Raw genomic sequence first — 19,454 nt, 5'->3', positions numbered from 1 at the left:
GTTCAGCACACCTGGACGGCTTTTGGGAATATCCGGTAAGCAGACTCGCAATCGCCGCGAGTCCAGAAACCGGACAGAAGCAACGCTGGCTTAGTTCTTCGACTGGTCGACCAGCTTGTTCTTCGCGATCCACGGCATCATCGCGCGCAGCTTCGAACCGACCTGTTCGATCTGGTGTTCAGCCGTGATGCGGCGACGCGATTGCAGCGTCGGCGCGCCAGCGCGGTTTTCGATGATGAAGCTCTTTGCGTACTCGCCCGTCTGGATGTCCTTGAGGACTTCCTTCATCACCTTCTTCGTTTCGTCGGTGATGATGCGCGGGCCCGTCACGTACTCGCCGTACTCGGCATTGTTCGAGATCGAGTAGTTCATGTTCGCGATGCCGCCTTCGTAGATCAGGTCGACGATCAGCTTCAGTTCGTGCAGGCACTCGAAGTACGCCATTTCCGGCGCGTAGCCCGCTTCAACCAGCGTCTCGAAGCCAGCCTTGATCAGGTCGACCGTACCGCCGCACAGCACGGCCTGTTCGCCGAACAGGTCGGTTTCGGTTTCTTCGCGGAAGTTCGTTTCGATGATGCCGGCACGGCCGCCACCGTTTGCCGCTGCGTACGACAGCGCGATGTCGCGTGCTGCGCCCGACTTGTCCTGGGCAACCGCGATCAGGTGCGGCACGCCGCCGCCGTTCTGGTAGGTGTTGCGCACCGTGTGGCCCGGCGCCTTCGGCGCGATCATGATCACGTCGAGGTCGGAACGCGGGATGACCTGGCCGTAGTGCACGTTGAAGCCGTGCGCGAATGCAAGCGCTGCGCCTTCCTTGGCGTTGGCGTGCACTTCGTTCTTGTAGACTTCGGCGATCTGCTCGTCCGGCAGCAGCATCATGACGACGTCTGCACCCTTCACGGCTTCGGCCACTTCCTTGACCTTCAGGCCGGCGTTCTCAGCCTTGCTCCACGATGCGCCACCCTTGCGCAGACCCACCGTCACGTTCACGCCGCTTTCCTTCAGGTTCAGCGCGTGTGCATGGCCTTGCGAGCCGTAGCCGATGATGGTGACCTGCTTGCCTTTGATGAGGGAGAGGTCGGCGTCCTTGTCGTAGAAAACTTTCATGTTCGTTCCTTGGCAAAATTCAGGGAGATTCAGGTACTACTTATTGTGTGCTGCATGCCGGGCTTGCACAGTGCGCACCCGGCTTCGACCGATACTGGGGCAAACGCGACCTACACCTTCAGAATGCGTTCGCCGCGACCGATCCCCGAGCTGCCCGTGCGGACCGTTTCGAGAATCGCGGTAGCGTCGAGCCCTTCGATGAAGGCATCGAGCTTGTCGCTCGCGCCTGTCAGTTCGATCGTGTAGGTCTTTTCGGTGACGTCGATGATGCGGCCGCGGAAAATATCCGACATCCGCTTCATCTCCTCACGTTCCTTGCCGACCGCCCTTACCTTGATCAACATCAGCTCGCGCTCGATGTGGGCGCCCTCGGTAAGGTCGACCACTTTCACCACCTCGATCAGGCGGTTCAGATGCTTCGTGATCTGTTCGATCACGTCGTCCGAGCCAATGGAAACGATGGTCATGCGCGACAGCGAATGGTCTTCGGTCGGGGCCACCGTCAAGGTTTCAATGTTGTAGCCGCGCGCGGAAAAAAGACCGACCACGCGCGACAGCGCGCCCGGTTCGTTTTCCAGCAGGACGGAAATAATATGTCTCATGTTTCGCTTCTTCCAGATGTGTGTCGATGTATGCGATCCGGTTTCGCGCGGCTTCGCCCGTTGGCGCCTTTCGTGAAGGCGCGCGCAGCGTGGCCGGCGCACAAACCGTCGTTATAGATCTTCCGAACCGAGGAGCATCTCCGTGATGCCTTTGCCGGCCTGAACCATCGGCCAGACGTTTTCGGTCGGATCGGTCTGGAAATCGAGAAACACCGTGCGATCCTTCAGGCGCAGCGCTTCCTTGAGCGCCGGCTCGACATCCGCAGTCTTTTCGATGCGCATGCCGACGTGCCCGTATGCTTCAGCGAGCTTCACGAAATCCGGCAGCGCATCCATGTACGAATGCGAATAGCGCTTGCTGTATTCGATCTGCTGCCACTGCCGCACCATGCCCAGATAGCGGTTGTTGAGCGAAATGATCTTGATTGGCGTGTCGTACTGCTTGCACGTCGACAGCTCCTGGATGCACATCTGGATCGAGCCTTCGCCCGTGATGCAGAGCACGTCGTCATCCGGGTGCGCCATCTTCACGCCCATCGCTGCCGGCAGGCCGAAACCCATCGTGCCGAGACCACCGGAATTGATCCAGCGACGCGGCTTGTTGAAGCGATAGAACTGCGCAGCCCACATCTGGTGCTGGCCGACGTCGGAACAGACGAAGGCATTGCCGTCGGTCAGTTCCCACGCCTTCTCGACCACATACTGCGGCTTGATGATGTCGCTCTTGCGATCGAACTTGAGGCAGTCTTTCGAGCGCCACGCCTCGATGTCCTTCCACCAGTCGGCGAGCGCCGCGGTGTCCGGGCCATGTTCGGCCGTCTGCAACTGTTCGATCAGCTCCTTCAGCACTTCCTTCACATCGCCGACGATCGGAATGTCGACCTTCACGCGCTTGGAAATGGACGACGGATCGATGTCGATGTGGATGATCTTGCGCGGCCGCGAGGCGAAGTGCGCCGGGTCGCCGATCACACGGTCGTCGAAACGCGCGCCGATCGCGATCAGCACATCGCAGTGCTGCATCGCCATGTTGGCTTCGTACGTGCCGTGCATGCCGAGCATGCCGAGGAATTTTTTGTCGCTTGCGCGGTAGCCGCCCAACCCCATCAGCGTGTTGGTGACGGGATAGCCGAGCAGATCGGCAAACTGGTTCAGTTCGCGCGACGCGTCAGCGAGGATGATGCCGCCGCCGGTATAGATATAAGGGCGCTTCGCCGACAGCAGCAGCGCAACCGCCTTGCGGATCTGACCGGAGTGGCCCTTGGTCACCGGATTGTACGAGCGCAGCGACACGCTTTTCAGCGGCTCGTAATGGCACGGCGCCTTCGACACGTCTTTCGGAATGTCGATCAGCACCGGGCCTGGACGGCCGGTACGGGCGATGTAAAAGGCTTTCTTGACGGTAGCGGCGAGATCGCGCACGTCCTTCACGAGGAAGTTGTGCTTCACGCAGGGACGCGTGATGCCGACCGTATCGCACTCCTGGAACGCATCCTGGCCAATCGCGGCAGTCGGCACCTGGCCGCTGATCACCACCATCGGAATCGAATCCATGTAGGCGGTGGCGATACCGGTGACCGCATTGGTGACGCCGGGGCCGGAAGTCACGAGGCAGACGCCGACCTTGCCGGTCGAGCGCGCGTAGGCGTCGGCGGCGTGAACCGCGGCCTGCTCGTGGCGCACGAGGACGTGCTGGAATTTGTCCTGCTTGTACAGCTCGTCGTAGATGTAGAGTACCGAGCCGCCGGGATAGCCCCAGATAAACTCGACGTCTTCGTCGGCCAGTGCCTTCATGAGCACGGTGGCGCCGATAGAGTCAGTTTCGGGATGGGAAGTCGTATCCGACGTGGAGAATTCCGCGCTGGGCATATTCATCGTTCACCTTTCGAATTTTCGGCAAAAAATTGATCGGGTGCTCTCTGCCGGGCTTGTGGCTCGGGTTCAAGCGGCGCGTCCAGTTGACAGGTGAGCTTCTTGGGCCACACCTCAATTGAGACAAGTCACTTATGTTGCGAACCGTCGACGATATCTGCTGTCGTGCGCGCGGTCAAGCAGATATTTCCGCGATGCGACATGAACGGAGTACGCCAGGGCAGCTTTTACCGCGTGGACTCGGTCGCTCTTTTCCCTGGCCGGCGCAAAAATTTGTTAGCATCCGCGAGTTTTACGACATTTTTCGACCGATTACGCGCACGCTCGCTGCGCCGACCCCAACGGATGGCATCAGACAAGGAACTCGCCGATTTTCTGGCGGGCGTCGAAAGGCGCGCGTTCAAGCAGACGGTCTACGCCGTGCGGGACGACGACGCCGCGCTCGACATCGTGCAGGACGCGATGATCAAGCTCGCCGAAAAATATGGCGATCGCCCTTCGGCCGAGCTGCCGCTTTTGTTTCAGCGTATTCTTCAGAATACGATGCACGACTACTTTCGTCGGCAGAAGGTGCGCAATACGTGGGTCAGCCTGTTTTCGTCGCTGGGTAATTCAGAAGATGACGAATTCGACCCGCTGGAAACGTTCGAAGCCGAACAGGGATCGGCGGGCGCCGAGAGCAGCGAACAAAGGCTCGAGCGTGAACAGGTACTGCAGCTGATCGACGAAGAGATCCAGAAATTACCGGCACGTCAACGGGAGGCGTTTCTCATGCGTTACTGGGAAGATATGGATGTCGCCGAGACTGCGGCTGCCATGGGCTGCTCCGAAGGAAGTGTGAAGACACACTGTTCGCGGGCTACCCATACGCTGGCGCAAGCGCTCAAGGCTAAAGGAATTACGCTATGAGCTCCGCTCTCGATACTAAAGAACTCGAGTTTGCGCGGCAGTTGCGCCGTGCGCTCGATGAAAATACTGCCAGCATTCCCTCCGCCACCATCGATCGACTCGCCGTGGCGCGCCGTGCCGCCCTCGCCCGCAAGAAACCCGAAGCGGTTTCGGCGCCGGTGTTCGCGCCTGTCTTCGCGGCTGCCGGCGCGGGAATGTCCGTCAACGTGCCGATGCTGGAAACGCCGCAGCGCCGCCGCTCGCCGCTGCGCCGCTTCGCGCTGGCGTGGCCGCTCGCCGCGCTTGTCGTAAGCCTCGTGGCGGTTGCTTACTGGGAAGACCAGCAGCGCACCGCCGAACTCGCCGATATTGACGCCGCCATGCTGAGCGATGACCTGCCGCTCAACGCGTATCTCGATCACGGCTTCAACGCGTATCTGTCACGCGCGCACTGAGCGAGGATCGATCGGGTGAGTTACAAGCGCGGCCTTGCCGTTGTTTTCGGATGCGCAATCGCGGCCCTTGTGTCCTTTGCCGCGACATGGCCCCGTTTTTACCCAAAGCCAGTCGCGGCCTCGGCGCCTGTTGCCGGGGCGCCCGCGAAGGCGGCTGCGCCGTCATTGAACGTCGAGATCCCTGGCTTGCCCAGTGACAGCCCTCATTCATGGGCCCGCCTCTCGCCCGCCGAACGCGTGGCGCTCGCGCCGTTCGCCAGTGAATGGGACGCCTTTAGCGACGCACGCAAGCGAAAATGGATCAGGATCGCGCAGCGTTACCCGAAGATGACGCCTGAAGCCCAAAAAAGGCTGCACGAGCAGATGAGCGAATGGGTGCGCATGACCCCCGAGCAGCGCCGCGTCGCCCGCGAGAACTACCAGGTCTCGAAGGAGTTGCCGCGCGAGGCGCGCCAGAACGCCTGGAAGGCCTATCAGGAGTTGTCGGAAGAGCAGAAGGAACGGCTCGCCGCCAGCGAACGCAAGCGCCGGCCGACCGTCGTCAGCGCGCCGCCGTCGGGCAAGACCGAAGTCAAGGACATCGACCGGCTCGTCAATGCCCGTGGCGCCAGCGGCGCAGGGGCGGCAAACCATCTGCCGGCGTCCGTACCGGGAGCGTCGCTGCCCGCTGCGATGCCGGCCGTCCCGGCCGCCAGCAGCGTCGTTCCCGCGACTCCGCTGCCCGTTTCGCCGTCCGACGCGCCGTCGCTCTACCACGGCTCCTGACCTTTTCTCCGAACTCACCGCCAAGCCGTGTCCAGCCCCCTCGCCACCGCCGACCTGTGTCCGGATAACGCGGCACCCGCGCCGACCGTCCGCCGACGGCTTGCGACCATGGTCTACGAAGGCGTGATCCTGTTCGGCATCGTATTCTTTGCAGGGTATCTGTTCAGCACCCTGACCCAGCAACGCAACGGCCTCACGCATCACAACATTCTTGCGGCGTGGATCGGGCTCGTCGTCGGTGTGTATTTCGTCTGGTTCTGGACGCACGGCGGACAGACACTGCCGATGAAAACCTGGCGGCTCCGTCTTGTCGGCGTCGACGGCGCGCCGGTGTCCGTGCCACGCGCGATCGCACGCTACGCGCTGGCGTGGCTGTGGTTCCTGCCGCCGCTCGCCTTGCATCCGCTGCTGGGCCTCTCTGTGCCGCGGACGCTCGTCGCGAGCGCCGCCTGGTTCGCGCTGTGGGCGGCGACCGGCAGCTTCGGCACGAACCGTCAGTTCCTGCATGACCGGCTTGCCGGCACGCGTATTATCGAATTGAAGTAAGCCGCTAACCATCTGAAATGGCGCAGGCCAGGCCTTGCCCCCTCGCAAAGCTGCTGAGAAGCAACGCTCTCACCTAAGCGCGTAATAAGAAGTTCTTGTGACTGTCACGGCACAGTCACGCGTCGATGGCGGAATGCACGTACCGCAACCCGACGCGTCAGCCATGGACCCAAAGACGTCCGCGACTTCCTTCTTCCGCCAGACAGGCCCAGGCGTCGACCCCGTCGCTTTTCGACCTGGTGCCGCTCCCGGCAGTCCGCTGCCGCTGTCCCAATCTCCGTCGACACCGATGACAGCCACGGGTCATCACGACGATGACGACGCCGGCCAGCATCGCTACCGGACGATCTGGCTCTCGGACATCCATCTCGGCTCAAGCGGCTGCCAGGCGCCGTATCTGCTCGACTTTCTGCGGCACAACGAATCGGAATACCTGTATCTCGTCGGCGACATCATCGACGGCTGGCAACTGAGAAAAGGCTGGTACTGGCCGCAGGCGCACAACGACGTCGTGCAGAAGATCCTGCGCAAGGCGCGTAAAGGCACCCAGGTCGTGTATATCCCCGGCAATCACGACGAGGCGGCGCGCCAGTTTTGCGACCTCGCCTTCGGCGACATCCACGTGCGTGGCGAAGCGTTCCACACGACGCTCGCCGGCAAGCGCCTGTGGATCACCCATGGCGACCTGTTCGACGGCGTGATCCAGCACGCGAAGTGGCTCGCCTATCTCGGCGACTCGCTGTACACGCTGATCCTGCTCCTGAACCGCTGGTTCAACCGTGTCCGCAACCGGCTCGGCTTCCAGTACTGGTCGCTGTCGCAATACCTGAAGCATCAGGTGAAAAACGCCGTGAACTTCATCTCGAAGTTCGAGCACGTGATGACCGACGAGGCACGCCGCCGCGGCTGTGACGGCGTGGTCTGCGGACACATCCACAAGGCCGAGATCCGCGACATCGACGGCGTACTGTATTGCAACGACGGCGACTGGGTCGAAAGCCTTTCGGCGCTCGTCGAAACCTTCGAGGGCGAACTCAAGGTGATTTACTGGACCGTGATGCGCGCGCCGCCGGTGGGCGCGCAGAAAGCCCAGGCGACTGCGGCCTGAGTCTGCTTCCAGTTCAAGCTACAAGGCGGTATCGTCAGTAACGGAACCGCTGTACCGCGTCAATCCTTCACTTCACCTGGGTCACAACGATGAAGATTCTGATCGTCACCGATGCATGGGAACCGCAGGTCAACGGCGTCGTCCGGACGCTGAAGAACACGACGCGCGAACTGACGGCGCTTGGCCATCGCGTCGACCTGCTGACGCCGCTCGAATTCCGCACGATACCGTGCCCAACGTACCCTGAAATCCGCCTGTCGCTGCTCCCCAAAAAGCGTCTGCGCCAGCGCATCGACGAGTTCGGACCCGACGCGCTGCACATTGCCACCGAAGGCCCGCTCGGCCTCGCCGCGCGCGCCTATGCGATCCAGCACAAACTGCCGTTCACGACCGCCTATCACACGCGCTTTCCGGAATACGTGCAGGCGCGCTTCGGCATTCCGCTCGCCGCGACGTACAGGTTCCTGCACTGGTTTCACAAGCCGTCGCTCGCAGTGATGGCGCCGACCCCGGTGGTCAAGGCCGATCTCGAAAAATTCGGTTTCACGAACGTCGTGCTGTGGACCCGCGGTGTCGATCTGGACATCTTCCACCAGATGGATTCGAAGGTGCTCAACACGGCGCGGCCGATCTTCCTGTATGTTGGACGCGTGGCGGTAGAGAAGAACGTCGAGGCGTTTCTGAAGCTCGACCTGCCCGGTTCGAAATGGGTTGCCGGCGAAGGCCCGGCGCTTGCCGAACTGAAGTCGCGCTATCCGCAGGTGAACTACCTCGGTGTGCTGACCCAGGCCGAACTCGCCAAGGTCTACGCGGCTGCCGACGTGTTCGTGTTCCCGAGCCGCACCGACACGTTCGGTCTGGTGCTGCTCGAAGCGCTCGCGTGCGGCACACCGGTCGCGGCTTACCCGGTGACGGGTCCGATCGACGTGCTGGGCAACGGCGGCGCAGGAGCGATGAACGAGGATCTGCGCGAGGCCTGCCTCGAAGCGCTGAAGATCGATCGCAACCATGCACGCGCGTGGGCCGAGCGCTTTTCGTGGGGCGCGGCGTCCGAGCAGTTCGCAACGCATCTGAAGCCGTTGCCGGGTGCATCATTCAGCGAGGAGAGTGCCGCCGCATGAGGCGGCGCGCGACCAGACATGCAGGCAAGAACCTCCACCGTTCGACGCCCGGCCGCGGACGCGCTACGCGCGCCGCGTGACGCGCCGCGCCCACCTCACCTCAGCACCGCCGATACCCGCGATGCTACCGATGCCGCCGGCGCGCCCGACCTCGAGCCGTTCGACGACCCACGCGGTCACGGCCTTGAAAGCGATCGCGACGCGACGCAGGCGCTGCCGGAAACCACCGGCGAGCCGCTCGGTCCGGACGATCCGCTCGCGCCGCTGCCGTTCAATCCGTACAAGGGCAACCGTGGCCTCACGCGCGCCTGGCACGCGCTGAAAAACTCGCTCGCCGGTTTTCGCGTCGCGATCCGCGAGGAAAGCGCGTTTCGCCAGGAGCTGACACTCGCCGCGATCCTGCTGCCGATCGGCATGATCGTGCCGGTCGAACCCGTGGCGCGCGTGCTGCTGCAGGGCTCCGTGCTGCTGGTGCTGATCGTCGAGCTGCTGAATTCCAGTGTCGAAGCCGCGATCGACCGCATTTCGCTCGAACGCCACGAACTGTCGCGCCGCGCGAAGGATCTCGGCAGCGCGGCGGTCATGGTGGCCCTCGTCATGTGTCTGATGACTTGGGGGCTGGTGCTCGGCCCGCCCCTGCTGCACTGGATCGGGTCGTGGCGTTGACCGCGCTCCCGCTTCCCGGCAACGCCTGAAACGCGCCTGGTGACAGAACGTCCGGTTTATAATCGGACGATCGTTTCTGAAAATACAAACCGCGTCCGGGCGGACCCCGCAGCTGCTGTATGCCGCCGCGCGCCAGCCCGGTCAAACCAGGGCCGGACGACATGGAAGCCAAACCTCCCCGCCGCACCCGCGAACGGATACTCGAACTCTCGTTGAAACTCTTCAACGAGATCGGCGAACCCAACGTGACGACCACGACGATCGCCGAGGAAATGGAAATCAGTCCGGGCAACCTGTACTACCACTTCCGCAACAAAGACGACATCATCAACAGCATCTTCAGCCAGTTCGAGCAGGAGATCGAAAAGCGTCTACGTTTCCCCGACGACCATCGCGCGACCATCGACGAAATGTGGTCGTACCTGCAATACATGATCGATTTCACCTGGCGTTATCGCTTCCTGTATCGCGATCTGAACGATCTGCTCGCGCGCAACCGCACGCTGGAAACACACTTCAAGCAGATCATCAGCCACAAGGTCCGGTTTGCGAACCAGTTCTGCGAACAGCTCGTCGCCGATGGCGAAATGGTTGCCACGTCTGAAGAACTCCACGTGATCGCGACCAACATCGGCGTCATCGCGACGTACTGGCTGTCGTACCAGTTCGTGATGAACCCGCGCAAATACAACGACCAGGAAGCGATCCGTACCGAACTGCATCAGGTCAGCGTGCAGATCATCTCGCTGATGGCGCCGTATCTGCATGGCCGCTCGCGGCAGATCTTCGACGATCTCGTCTCCGGCAAGCTGCCCAAGCGCGAGTTCTACGACTACCTGCCTCCCAAAGACGGCGCCGCCCCGCGCAACGAATCGAAGGACGCCTGAGCATGAAGTCGGTGTGCGTGTACTGCGGCTCCTCCGACGGAGCCAAACCGCTCTATGCGGAAGCCGCGAAGGCCTTCGGCCGCGCCATCGTCGAGGCGAGGCTTGCACTGGTATACGGCGGCGGCAAGGTGGGCCTGATGGGCGTGATCGCGGACGAAGTCATGGCCGCCGGCGGCCGCGCGATCGGCGTGATTCCCGAGCTTCTGGTCAACAAGGAAGTGGGTCACGAAGGTCTGACCGAACTGCATGTCGTGCCCGACATGCACCAGCGCAAGAAGATGATGGCAGACCTGTCGGATGCGTTCATCGCGATGCCCGGCGGCGCAGGTACGCTCGAAGAGCTCTTCGAGGTCTACACGTGGGCGCAGCTCGGCTATCACCAGAAGCCGGTGGCCGTGCTCAACATCGACGGCTACTACGATCCGCTGATCTCGATGCTGCAGCATACGGTACAGGAAGGCTTCATGCGACAGACTTACCTGGATATCCTGCAGATCGATTCGGACCCGGTTTCTCTGATCAACAAGCTGCAACGCTATCAACCGCCCGCCCGCGACAAGTGGGCCGACAACCGCGAAGCCGTGTGACGTGGAGTGAAGTGGTGCGGCGCAAAACCGCATGTCGCCGAACGCTACGTTTTCGGCGTGTGCTTTTGACGAGGCTTTCATGACAAAAGTCGTTCTGATTACCGGGGCGAGCCGGGGCATCGGCCGGGCAACCGCGCGGCTCCTCGGCGCTCGCGGCTGGTCGGTCGGCGTCAACTATGCACACAATGAAGCCGCTGCGCGTGAAGCCGCCGCCGAAGTCGGCCGCGCTGGCGGCCACGCGCGCGTGATTCCCGGCGACGTCGCCGACGAAACCGCCGTGATCGCGATGTTCGATTCGCTCGAGCATGCGTTCGGCCGTGTCGATGCGCTCGTCAACAACGCGGGCATCGTCGCGCCGGCGATGCAGCTCGCCGACATGGATGTCGCTCGACTCAAGCGCATGTTCGACGTCAATGTACTGGGCGCGTATCTGGTCGCCCGCGAGGCGGCCCGTCGTATGGCAAAAGATCGCGGTGGCGACGGCGGGGTGATCGTCAACGTTTCGTCAGCGGCGTCGCGCCTCGGCTCGCCGAACGAATATGTCGATTACGCTGGCTCGAAAGGTGCCGTCGACACGATGACGATTGGCCTCGCCAAAGAACTGGGCCCCCAGGGCGTGCGAGTGAACGCGGTGCGCCCCGGCCTCATCGATACCGATATCCATGCGAGCGGCGGCCGCCCTGACCGCGCCGCGGTGCTCGGCGCACAAACCCCGCTCGGCCGCCCAGGCAGCGCCGACGAAGTCGCCGAGGCCATCGTGTGGCTTCTCAGCGACGCCGCTTCGTATGTGAACGGCGCGCTTCTCGACGTCAGCGCCGGTCGCTGACCCCTTCTGTTCCCCAGCGCACCGTCGAATTCCTGCTTTCGGCGCAACAATGATCGCGTTATCGCGACGATATTTTCTAAACCCCTACACTCTCTGTAAACGCCCGTAATATTAGGCGTATAGAATGGCGCCCAGCCAGGGCGACTGACGCGCACAGAGAAGCAGGACAGCGCGCTGCGCCCGACAACCAGAACAGATCGCGCACCACTGCGTCGCGGCTCAAGACCAGAGCTTTTTTGCCATGAATCAGCCAGATCGTCCCAAGGCATCGCGCCGGGGAACAATCGCCACTGCCACTATAGGGGCACGTGCCAGCACCGCAGGTTCCGCAGTCCTCTCCGAAGGCGCAGCCGCCGCACCGCTTGCACCCGCCGCGCACGCACCGCGGACAGACGCGTTCGCGTGGTCACGCCCCATTATATGGATCGTGGCCCTCGCCGTACTTTGCGCGTGGCTGCTGCCCGGCACGCTCGGGCACGACCCCTGGAAGCAGGACGAAACCTACACGTTCGGCATCATCCAGCACATGCTCCAGACGGGTGATCTGGTCGTGCCGACCAATGCCGGCCAGCCGTTCGTCGAGAAGCCGCCGATCTATGACTGGGTCGCTGCCGGTCTCGCGTGGATGTTCGGACGTTACCTGCCACTGCACGACGCTGCGCGCCTCGCGAGCGCCCTCTTTTCCGGCATGGCGCTGTTCTATACCGCCCGTCTTGCGCGCACGGTCACAGGCGCCACCCGCTGGCTCGACCTGCGCGTGATCGGCAGCGTCGCCCTGTTCGCAAGCAGCCTCGTCGTGATCAAGCACTCGCACGACATGATGACCGACGTCGCGCTGATGGCCGGCACGACACTGGCGTTCTGCGGACTCTTCGAACTCGTGCTTGCGCACGTCCGCGAATCGACTATCGACGCGCCACGCGCCCTCGCGAACAATCCTGTGTGGATGACAGGTGCGGGCGTCGGCATCGCGCTGCTGGCCAAAGGCCTGTTCGTGCCGCTCGTGTTCGGGGCGACCACCGTAGCGGTGATGCTGCTGTATCCCGCCTGCCGCAGTCGCAGCTTCGCGCGTTCGCTTGCGCTCGCCACGCTCGTGCTGGCGCCGTTTGCGCTGATCTGGCCAATCTGCTTCTATCTGCGCTCGCCGGAGTTGTTCAAGGTCTGGTTCTGGGACAACAACGTGGGACGCTTCTTCGGCTTCTCGGTGCCCTATCTCGGCTCGGGAAACGACGGACATTTTTTTGTGCTGCGCGCAGTTCTGACCGTCGGCTTCCCGGTCGGGCCGCTTGCACTGATTGCACTGGTCTCACTTCCGGGCAGCGGCTGGCGACGCTGGCTCGATCCTCGCGTCGCGCTGCCGGCGATCTTCGCGGGCATCGGCATCGCCGTGCTGCAGCTCTCGGCGACCGCGCGCGAACTGTACATCCTGCCCTTCATCGCGCCTCTCGCGCTCCTCGCGATGCTGGGTGTCGAACGCCTGCCGCAGCGCCTGCATTCCATCTGGGATATGACGAACCGCCTATTGTTCGGCAGCTTTGCGATGCTCGTTTGGATCGTCTGGTCAACCATGACGGGCCCGGTAGAATCCCATTCGACTCTCCGTCTGCTCGGCCGCTGGCTGCCACTCGACTGGGTGATGCCCGCGAGGCCGGTGCTGATCGGCTCGGCGCTGCTGCTGACGGCCGGCTGGCTATGGCTGTTGCCCGCCCTCAGGCACGCGGGCAAGTGGCGCGGCGCGCTGAGCTGGTGCCTGGGTGCGATCCTCGCGTGGGGTCTGGTCAGCACGTTGCTGTTGCCGTGGATCGATGAGGCCAAGAGCTACCGGGCGGTCTTCGAGGATCTGGGTACGCGCCTCGACACCGAGTGGAACGATGGCGACTGCATGGCAAGCGTCGGACTAGGCGAATCGGAAGCGCCGATGCTGTACTACTTCACCGGCGTGCAGCACATGCCGACCAGCGACACTGAGAAGACGGAATGCACGTGGCTCATCGTGCAAAGCAGTCCTGGCGATGCGTTCGTGCCGCGCGGCGACTGGCAGCCATACTGGTCAGGCGCGCGCCACGGCGACGACGACCAACTGCTGCGCGTCTTTGTGCGCATCCCCCGCGCAAAGACGCCGCAGGATTGAGGGTTCGAGACCGGCATCGCTTCCTGTCGCGACGGGTAATCAGAACGACGAGCCTGGCTCGCGTAGAAACGCCATCTCTTCCACGGTGGACGGGCGGCCGAGCAATGCATTGCGATGGGGAAAACGTCCAAACCGCTCGATGATCTTCGCGTGCCGGATGGCGGAGCCGACATAGTCCGCCCCAGGCGCCTCGACCTCCAGCGCATTGAAGAGACGCACCGATTCGCGCTGGCTCTCCAGGGTCTCATCGTGCTCGAAAGGCAGATAGGCGAATGCCCGGTGATGGACGCCGGGCAGTTGGCGATCCGCGCCGCTCGCGACCATCTGCTGCGCGACGAGCAGCGCCTTCGCGTCGGCGGAAAACGCCCGGGCTGTGCCCCGATGGCAGTTGCGCGAAAACTGGTCCAGCACGATAACGAGTGCCAGCGCGCCGAGCGGTGTCCGCGTCCAGCTGTCGAGCGCGCCGTGCAGCGCTTCGTCGATCAAGGCACCGAAACGCTGGCGAAGCATCGTGTCGAACGCGTCGCTGCGTTTGAACCAGTTTTTGCGCTCCGCGCCGAAATCCGCCGTACCTGGTGCGCCGAACCAGCATTCCAGTACATCCCGCGCACGGGGATCGAGCGCGGCGTAGTCCGCGGATAATGCTTCCCGGGCGTTCGATTCGCTCACGCGAACTCCAGCACGAGCCGGCGCGTGCGCGCACTTTTCTTTTCCAGTTTCGCCACGCGCAACGCACCGATTTCCTGTGTGTTGCGCACGTGCGTGCCGCCGCACGGCTGCAGATCGACGTTTTCGATGCGCAACAGCCGCACACGTCCGAGCCCCATCGGCGGCTTCACGCTCATCGTGCGAACCAGTTCGGGGCGCTGCTCCATCTCTTCGTCGGTGATCCATTGGGTCGAGACGCTATGCGCCCCGCCGACCAGTTCGGCGAGCCGCGCTTCGACCACCTCGCGTTCGATCGGCTCGACTGTCGCAAGATCGAGCCGCGCGTAGTCGGTGGTGATGCTGCAGCCGTCCACCGGGTAAGGCAGCACCGCGCAGATCAGGTGGCTCGCCGTATGCAACCGCATGTGCCGGTACCGGCGTTCCCAGTCGATTTCCGCCCGCACGCGCTCGCCGGCCCCAAGCCGCGCCAGCAGCATCTCCTGACCTGGCGCGGGAACATGCACCGCGTCGTCGGGCGTCGCGCCTTCGAATTTCGCCTTGCGGGTGTCTGCAATCGCGATTCGTGTGCCGTCCGCCAGGATCAGGGCGCCCGCATCTCCCGCCTGGCCGCCGCCGAGCGGATAGAACACGGTCTGGTCGAGATGGATACCCTGCTCGTCCACCGCGGTAATCGCGGCGTCGCAGTGCGTGAGATAGGCGTCGTCGCGAAACAGGGCGCGCGTCTTCATGGAGAGTCCTCTTTTACTTTCCGCCAAAAGAGCCATTATGCCGGGCAGCCCACAGCGTAGAAAGTCAGCCAGATGGAGAGGAATAGCCGGACTGTACTGGCCGCTTTTTCAGGCCGCTTTTACCGTTGCACGACGCTTCCTGACATCAGCCCGGCCGGTTGCGCATCCAGTCGGCGGTATCGAAGAACGAATGCAGCAGCCGCTCGCGCAGGGCCTCGGAGAGCCCGACGTCTTCCATTGCCCACGCCATGCAGCGCAGCCACTGGTCGCGCTCGCCCGACGCGATCGTAAACGGCAGATGCCGCGCCCGCAGACGCGGATGGCCAAAGCGGCTGATGTAGTGGTCCGGGCCGCCCAGCCAGCCGCAGAGGAACCAGAAAAACTTGTCGCGCGAGCCTTCGAGCGTCGGCGGATGCAGCGCGCGGATGCCGGCGAAATCCGGCTCGAGGTCCATCAGGTCGTAGAAACGGTCGACGAGTTCGCGCACGCGCGCCTCGCCGCCCACGAGTTCGAAGGCCGTCGGTTGCGCCGGCGCTTCGTCGATTGGATCGGTCATACGTGAAGACAAAAGAGAGTCGAAAACTCAGGCATCGCGCAACGACTGCAAGGCCGGGCGCGTCAATACATGGCGCAGACTCAACCACCCGCCGACGCCCGCGCAGGCGATACCGGCGGCCACGCCAACCGGCAGCATCCACGGGTCGAACTCGAGATGAAACTCGAAGACGCGCGTGGCCAGCACCCAGCCGATCGCCTGCGCGCCGAGCGCCGCCATCAGCCCGGCGAGCGCGCCGACCGCAATGAATTCCGCCACCTGCACCGCCCGCACCTGCCGGTGCGACGCGCCCAGCGCGCGCAGCAGCGCGGATTCTCGCATACGCTCGTCGCGCGTGCCGGCGAGCGCGGCGTACAGCACCAGCACACCCGCCGCGAGCGTAAAGGCGAACAGGAACTGCACCGCGCCGATCACCTGCTCCAGCACGCGCTGCACCTGGGCCAGAATCGGGCCGGTATCGATCGCCGTGAGGTTCGGATACTCGGCGATCAGGCCATCGATCGCCGTGCGCCTCGCCGGCGGCAAATGGAAGCTCGTGATGAACGTCGCCGGAAAATCCTGCAAGGCGGCGGGCGGCATCAGCACAAAGAAGTTGACCTTGAACGAGCCCCAGTCGAGCTTGCGCACGCTCGTCACGGGCGCGTCGACCTGCAGACCGGTCACATCGAAGCGCAGCATATCGCCCGGCTTGACGTTGATCAGTTTCGCGAGACCCTGCTCGATCGAGATCTGCGGTTTCGTTGTGTCACCGTACCAGTTGCCCGCTTCGATCCGGTTGTCGTCGGGCAGGCTCGTCGTGTACGACAGGTTGAATTCGCGGTCCACGAGGCGCCGGGCATCCTCGCTCCTGTACGAATCCGGATTGACCGGTTTGCCGTTGATCGCGATCAGGCGGCCGCGCACCATCGGCGACAGCTCCGCGCCGGGCAAGCCATGCGCGCCCAGGTATTGCGTGACCACGTCGCGCTGATCAGGCTGGATGTCGATGATGAACTCGTTGGGTGCATCGGGCGGCGTCGATTTGCGCCAGCCTGCGACCAGATCGTTGCGCGTCATCGCGATCAGCAGGAGGCACATCAGGCCGATGCCGAGCGCCGTGATCTGCAGCGCACTGGCGCTGCTGCGGCGTTCGAGCGAAGCGAGCGCATAGCGCCAGCCGATACCGGCATTCACACGCTCGCTGCGCACGAGCCGCGAGGCACCCCACAGCGCAAGCCGTGCGATGACGGCGAATACGAGCAGCCCACCCGCGAAGCCGCCCGCTACGATGCCTCCGAGCTTCAGCTCGCCCGCTGCAACGATCAGGAGCGCCGCGAACAGCACGATACCGAGCGCGTAGGCCGCCCACGCGGTGCGCCCCTCTTCGCCCCACTCGCGACGCAGCACGCGCACCGGTGGCACGCGCGTCAGCGGCAACAGCGGTGGCAACGCGAAGCCGAGCAGCAGCACGAGGCCAGCCGCAATGCCTTCGACGGCGGGCCATACGGTCGGCCAGGGCAGCACCACGTCGATCAGACTGCCCAGCCACGCGAGCAGCGCCAGATGCCCCGCAAAGCCAAGCGCGACACCGGCTACGCCGCCCGTCACACCGAGCGCGACGAATTCGAGCGTGAACAGCGAGCGCAACGTTTTCTGACTGACGCCGAGGCAGCGCATCGCGGCACAGCCGTCGAGATGCCGGCGCATGTAGCGATGTGCGGCCATCGCGATGGCGACCGCGGCAAGCAGCGCCGTCAGCAGCGAAACGAGCGTGAGGAAGTGGCTTGCGCGATCGAGCGTCTGACGCACCTGCGGCTGGCCGTCCTGCAGCGATTCCAGCGCGACGCCGCGCATCTTGCCGCCGTCCACGCGCGCATGCGACCACGCCGCGAATTTCGCCACGGCTTCGTCCGGCCCGGCCACCAGCAGCCGGTACGTGACGCGGCTGCCATAGGCGATGAGGCCGGTCGACGCGAGGTCGTCGGCATTGAGCATCAGGCGTGGCGAAAAATTGACGAACGCGAAGCCGCGATCCAGTTCACGGGTGATGATCGCGCCGATCGTGAAGGTCCGGCTGCCTACTTTCACCGCGTCGCCGACGTGCAGCTTCAGCGAATCGAGCAGTTCCTGGTCGGCCCACACGACGCCCTTCGGCGGAATCGCGTCGGCGGGACGATCCGGCACACCGGGCGCCGTTGCGATGCGCAGCGCGCCACGCAACGGATAACCGGCCGACACCGCCTTCAGCGCCGCGAGGCGCGAGGTCGGAGTCGCGACGGTCGAACTGATCATGCTCGGGAAAATGACGGTGGTCGCCGTACGAAGGTCGAGCGCCTGGGCCTGCTGGCTGAACTGCGGATCGACCGGATGATCGGCGCGCACGATGAAGTCGGCGGCGATCATGCGCCGGGCATCGCGCTCGAGCCCTTGATGCAGCCGGTCCGCGAGAAAGCCGACGCTCGAGAGCGCCGCCACCGCGAGCACCAGCGCGAGCAGCAGCATGGTCAGCTCGCCTGCGCGCCAGTCGCGCAACGTCATGCGCCCGGCCTGCGCGAGAAGATCAGACAACGTGAAGCGGCGGGCCGTCCTCGCTTGCTGCGAAACACGCACCGAAACGTTCAAGCGATCGCTCAATCGTGCCGGCTCCTTGCGAGGCGCGACACCATGTGGTTCGCCATGCCGCGAAAGCCGCCCTGCACGCCTCGCCACAGACGCGGCAGCGCCCACGCCGCCGCCATCAGAAAACCGATCAGGAGCAGCAGGAACAGGAACGGCAGGAACAGCGCAAGCAGCAGCCCGCCGAACACGAGCCCATCCTCCGCCGACGACGCTATCACGTTTGACACCGGTTCCGGCGACAGGTTGATGAGCGCCCGCGTGCCGGCCTTCGCGAGATGCGCGGTGCCGGCGAGCGTACCGCCGGCGAGTGCGGCCACGGTCAGCAGCGCCGGATCGGCGTGGCCGAGCGCGCCGACGGCAAGCATCGCGCCAGCAGGAATACGGATGAAGGTATGGATCGCGTCCCACAGCGAATCGACCGCGGGGATCTTGTCGGCGAGGAATTCAGCGACGGTGAGCACGGCCGCCGCACCGATGACCCACGGCGACGACAGCACGGAAAGCGTGGCAGGAAGATGGATGAGGCCGAGGCGTTCGAACACGCCGGCGAGCAGCACCGTCAGATAGAGGCGAAGGCCGCTGCCCCATGCGAGGCCCGCTGCAAGCGAAAGTGGTTCAAGCATTGCTGCCTCCAGGTGCACTGCGGGCGCCCTGCGGGGCGCACCGCACGTGCCACACGCCCTGCACGCACCGCGGTGACAACAGGCACGACGGACGCAACGGCGGCACGATGACGGTCTCGCTGCGCCGATCGGTCGTGTCAGACCCCAAGCGGCGCCAGACCAGCCGCGCGAGGCATTTTTGAGACTGGATCCGGCTTCATTATAGCCACGTTGATTCGCAGTCCGCTGAATCTCTCGCGTTCGGGCCTTCGAGACATGGGCGGGTGCGGCGGACCAGCCAGCCCGCGCGCCGTGCCCGGTGCCTCGCTTGGTGGCCCGGTCAATGCCCCGAAGAGAGCTTGAGCCCGACCAGCCCGACGACGATCAGCGCCGCGCTGGCGACGCGCGCCAGCGTCAGCGCTTCGCCCATCATGACAATGCCGAAAATGAATGCGCCGACCGCGCCGATCCCGGTCCAGACGGCGTAAGCCGTGCCGAGCGGCAACTGGCGCATGGCCATCGCGAGCAGGATGAAACTGCCGAGCGCAGTCACCACCGTGAATGCCGACGGCCAGAAACGGGTGAAACCTTCGGAAGACTTGAGACCGGCCGCCCACGCGACTTCGAGCAAACCGGCGATCAATAGAAGAATCCAGGACACGGGGGCCTCCATGGGTTAGATGGGGCCGTCCCCGATGAATCGAACGTGCAAGGTCGTCCTTACAGTTTCACTATCATAT

Annotated in this window: 20 protein-coding genes; 11 read left to right on the top strand and 9 right to left on the bottom strand. The window is 63.9% G+C overall.

The window, feature by feature from the left end; all coding sequences use genetic code 11:
• Nucleotides 1-90: 90 nt before the first annotated feature.
• From ilvC to P3T23_RS28450, 3 genes are all read right to left on the bottom strand, one after another.
• The gene (ilvC, locus tag P3T23_RS28460) at nucleotides 91-1,107 is read right to left on the bottom strand and encodes a ketol-acid reductoisomerase (RefSeq protein WP_429319423.1); all 1,017 of its coding nucleotides are present in this window, start codon (nucleotides 1,105-1,107) and stop codon (nucleotides 91-93) included.
• 110 nt (nucleotides 1,108-1,217) lie between these two features.
• Entirely contained in the window at nucleotides 1,218-1,709 is a 492-nt protein-coding gene (ilvN, locus tag P3T23_RS28455; RefSeq protein WP_074301882.1) for an acetolactate synthase small subunit, read from the bottom strand.
• A 111-nt stretch (nucleotides 1,710-1,820) separates the two neighbouring features.
• Entirely contained in the window at nucleotides 1,821-3,584 is a 1,764-nt protein-coding gene (locus tag P3T23_RS28450) for an acetolactate synthase 3 catalytic subunit (protein WP_429319422.1), read from the bottom strand.
• 342 nt (nucleotides 3,585-3,926) lie between these two features.
• On the opposite strand from P3T23_RS28450, the gene P3T23_RS28445 reads away from it, so the two are divergent.
• The 11 genes from P3T23_RS28445 (at nucleotide 3,927) to P3T23_RS28395 (ending at nucleotide 13,561) form a co-directional block, all read left to right on the top strand.
• On the top strand, nucleotides 3,927-4,490 hold the full coding sequence (locus P3T23_RS28445; protein WP_133663934.1) for an RNA polymerase sigma factor: 564 nt from the start codon (nucleotides 3,927-3,929) through the stop codon (nucleotides 4,488-4,490).
• On the top strand, nucleotides 4,487-4,924 hold the full coding sequence (locus tag P3T23_RS28440; RefSeq protein ID WP_133663935.1) for a DUF3619 family protein: 438 nt from the start codon (nucleotides 4,487-4,489) through the stop codon (nucleotides 4,922-4,924). Before P3T23_RS28445 ends, P3T23_RS28440 begins: the two co-directional genes overlap by 4 nt.
• A gap of 15 nt (nucleotides 4,925-4,939) precedes the next feature.
• On the top strand, nucleotides 4,940-5,689 hold the full coding sequence (locus P3T23_RS28435; RefSeq protein ID WP_429319421.1) for a DUF3106 domain-containing protein: 750 nt from the start codon (nucleotides 4,940-4,942) through the stop codon (nucleotides 5,687-5,689).
• A 27-nt stretch (nucleotides 5,690-5,716) separates the two neighbouring features.
• On the top strand, nucleotides 5,717-6,235 hold the full coding sequence (locus P3T23_RS28430) for an RDD family protein (RefSeq protein ID WP_429319420.1): 519 nt from the start codon (nucleotides 5,717-5,719) through the stop codon (nucleotides 6,233-6,235).
• Between the two features lie 163 nt (nucleotides 6,236-6,398).
• Nucleotides 6,399-7,343 (top strand): UDP-2,3-diacylglucosamine diphosphatase, encoded by a 945-nt coding sequence (locus tag P3T23_RS28425; RefSeq protein ID WP_429319419.1) that lies wholly within the window; start codon nucleotides 6,399-6,401, stop codon nucleotides 7,341-7,343.
• Between the two features lie 89 nt (nucleotides 7,344-7,432).
• Nucleotides 7,433-8,464, top strand: coding sequence for a glycosyltransferase family 4 protein (locus P3T23_RS28420; protein ID WP_429319418.1), 1,032 nt, complete (start codon nucleotides 7,433-7,435; stop codon nucleotides 8,462-8,464).
• Nucleotides 8,465-8,482: 18 nt separating this feature from the next.
• Nucleotides 8,483-9,130, top strand: coding sequence for a diacylglycerol kinase (locus P3T23_RS28415; protein ID WP_429319417.1), 648 nt, complete (start codon nucleotides 8,483-8,485; stop codon nucleotides 9,128-9,130).
• Nucleotides 9,131-9,291: 161 nt separating this feature from the next.
• The gene (locus P3T23_RS28410) at nucleotides 9,292-10,017 is read left to right on the top strand and encodes a TetR/AcrR family transcriptional regulator (RefSeq protein ID WP_429319416.1); all 726 of its coding nucleotides are present in this window, start codon (nucleotides 9,292-9,294) and stop codon (nucleotides 10,015-10,017) included.
• Nucleotides 10,018-10,019: 2 nt separating this feature from the next.
• A complete protein-coding gene (locus P3T23_RS28405; protein WP_429319415.1) occupies nucleotides 10,020-10,604 on the top strand; it encodes a TIGR00730 family Rossman fold protein in 585 nt (194 codons plus the stop codon).
• A 79-nt stretch (nucleotides 10,605-10,683) separates the two neighbouring features.
• On the top strand, nucleotides 10,684-11,430 hold the full coding sequence (locus tag P3T23_RS28400; RefSeq protein WP_429319414.1) for an SDR family oxidoreductase: 747 nt from the start codon (nucleotides 10,684-10,686) through the stop codon (nucleotides 11,428-11,430).
• 241 nt (nucleotides 11,431-11,671) lie between these two features.
• Nucleotides 11,672-13,561, top strand: coding sequence for an ArnT family glycosyltransferase (locus P3T23_RS28395; protein WP_429319413.1), 1,890 nt, complete (start codon nucleotides 11,672-11,674; stop codon nucleotides 13,559-13,561).
• 39 nt (nucleotides 13,562-13,600) lie between these two features.
• Here P3T23_RS28395 and P3T23_RS28390 read toward each other — a convergent pair whose 3' ends face one another.
• From P3T23_RS28390 to sugE, 6 genes are all read right to left on the bottom strand, one after another.
• Nucleotides 13,601-14,230 (bottom strand): DUF924 family protein, encoded by a 630-nt coding sequence (locus P3T23_RS28390; protein ID WP_429319412.1) that lies wholly within the window; start codon nucleotides 14,228-14,230, stop codon nucleotides 13,601-13,603.
• Nucleotides 14,227-14,958, bottom strand: coding sequence for an alanyl-tRNA editing protein (locus P3T23_RS28385; RefSeq protein ID WP_429319411.1), 732 nt, complete (start codon nucleotides 14,956-14,958; stop codon nucleotides 14,227-14,229). The genes P3T23_RS28390 and P3T23_RS28385 overlap by 4 nt, the downstream gene beginning before the upstream one ends.
• A 145-nt stretch (nucleotides 14,959-15,103) precedes the next feature.
• Nucleotides 15,104-15,514, bottom strand: coding sequence for a group II truncated hemoglobin (locus P3T23_RS28380; RefSeq protein WP_429319410.1), 411 nt, complete (start codon nucleotides 15,512-15,514; stop codon nucleotides 15,104-15,106).
• 27 nt (nucleotides 15,515-15,541) lie between these two features.
• Nucleotides 15,542-18,031, bottom strand: a complete 2,490-nt coding sequence (locus P3T23_RS28375; protein WP_429319470.1) for an ABC transporter permease — start codon at nucleotides 18,029-18,031, stop codon at nucleotides 15,542-15,544.
• Nucleotides 18,032-18,123: 92 nt separating this feature from the next.
• Nucleotides 18,124-18,735 (bottom strand): DUF4126 domain-containing protein, encoded by a 612-nt coding sequence (locus tag P3T23_RS28370; protein WP_133660317.1) that lies wholly within the window; start codon nucleotides 18,733-18,735, stop codon nucleotides 18,124-18,126.
• 319 nt (nucleotides 18,736-19,054) lie between these two features.
• The gene (gene sugE, locus P3T23_RS28365) at nucleotides 19,055-19,375 is read right to left on the bottom strand and encodes a quaternary ammonium compound efflux SMR transporter SugE (RefSeq protein ID WP_133660318.1); all 321 of its coding nucleotides are present in this window, start codon (nucleotides 19,373-19,375) and stop codon (nucleotides 19,055-19,057) included.
• Nucleotides 19,376-19,454: the final 79 nt, after the last annotated feature.

Origin of the sequence: Paraburkholderia sp. GAS448, from assembly GCF_050435685.1 — a bacterium.
Classification (GTDB): domain Bacteria; phylum Pseudomonadota; class Gammaproteobacteria; order Burkholderiales; family Burkholderiaceae; genus Paraburkholderia.
The sequence above is the reverse complement of the archived record's forward strand: the minus strand, read 5'-3'. Positions and strand labels throughout refer to the sequence as shown.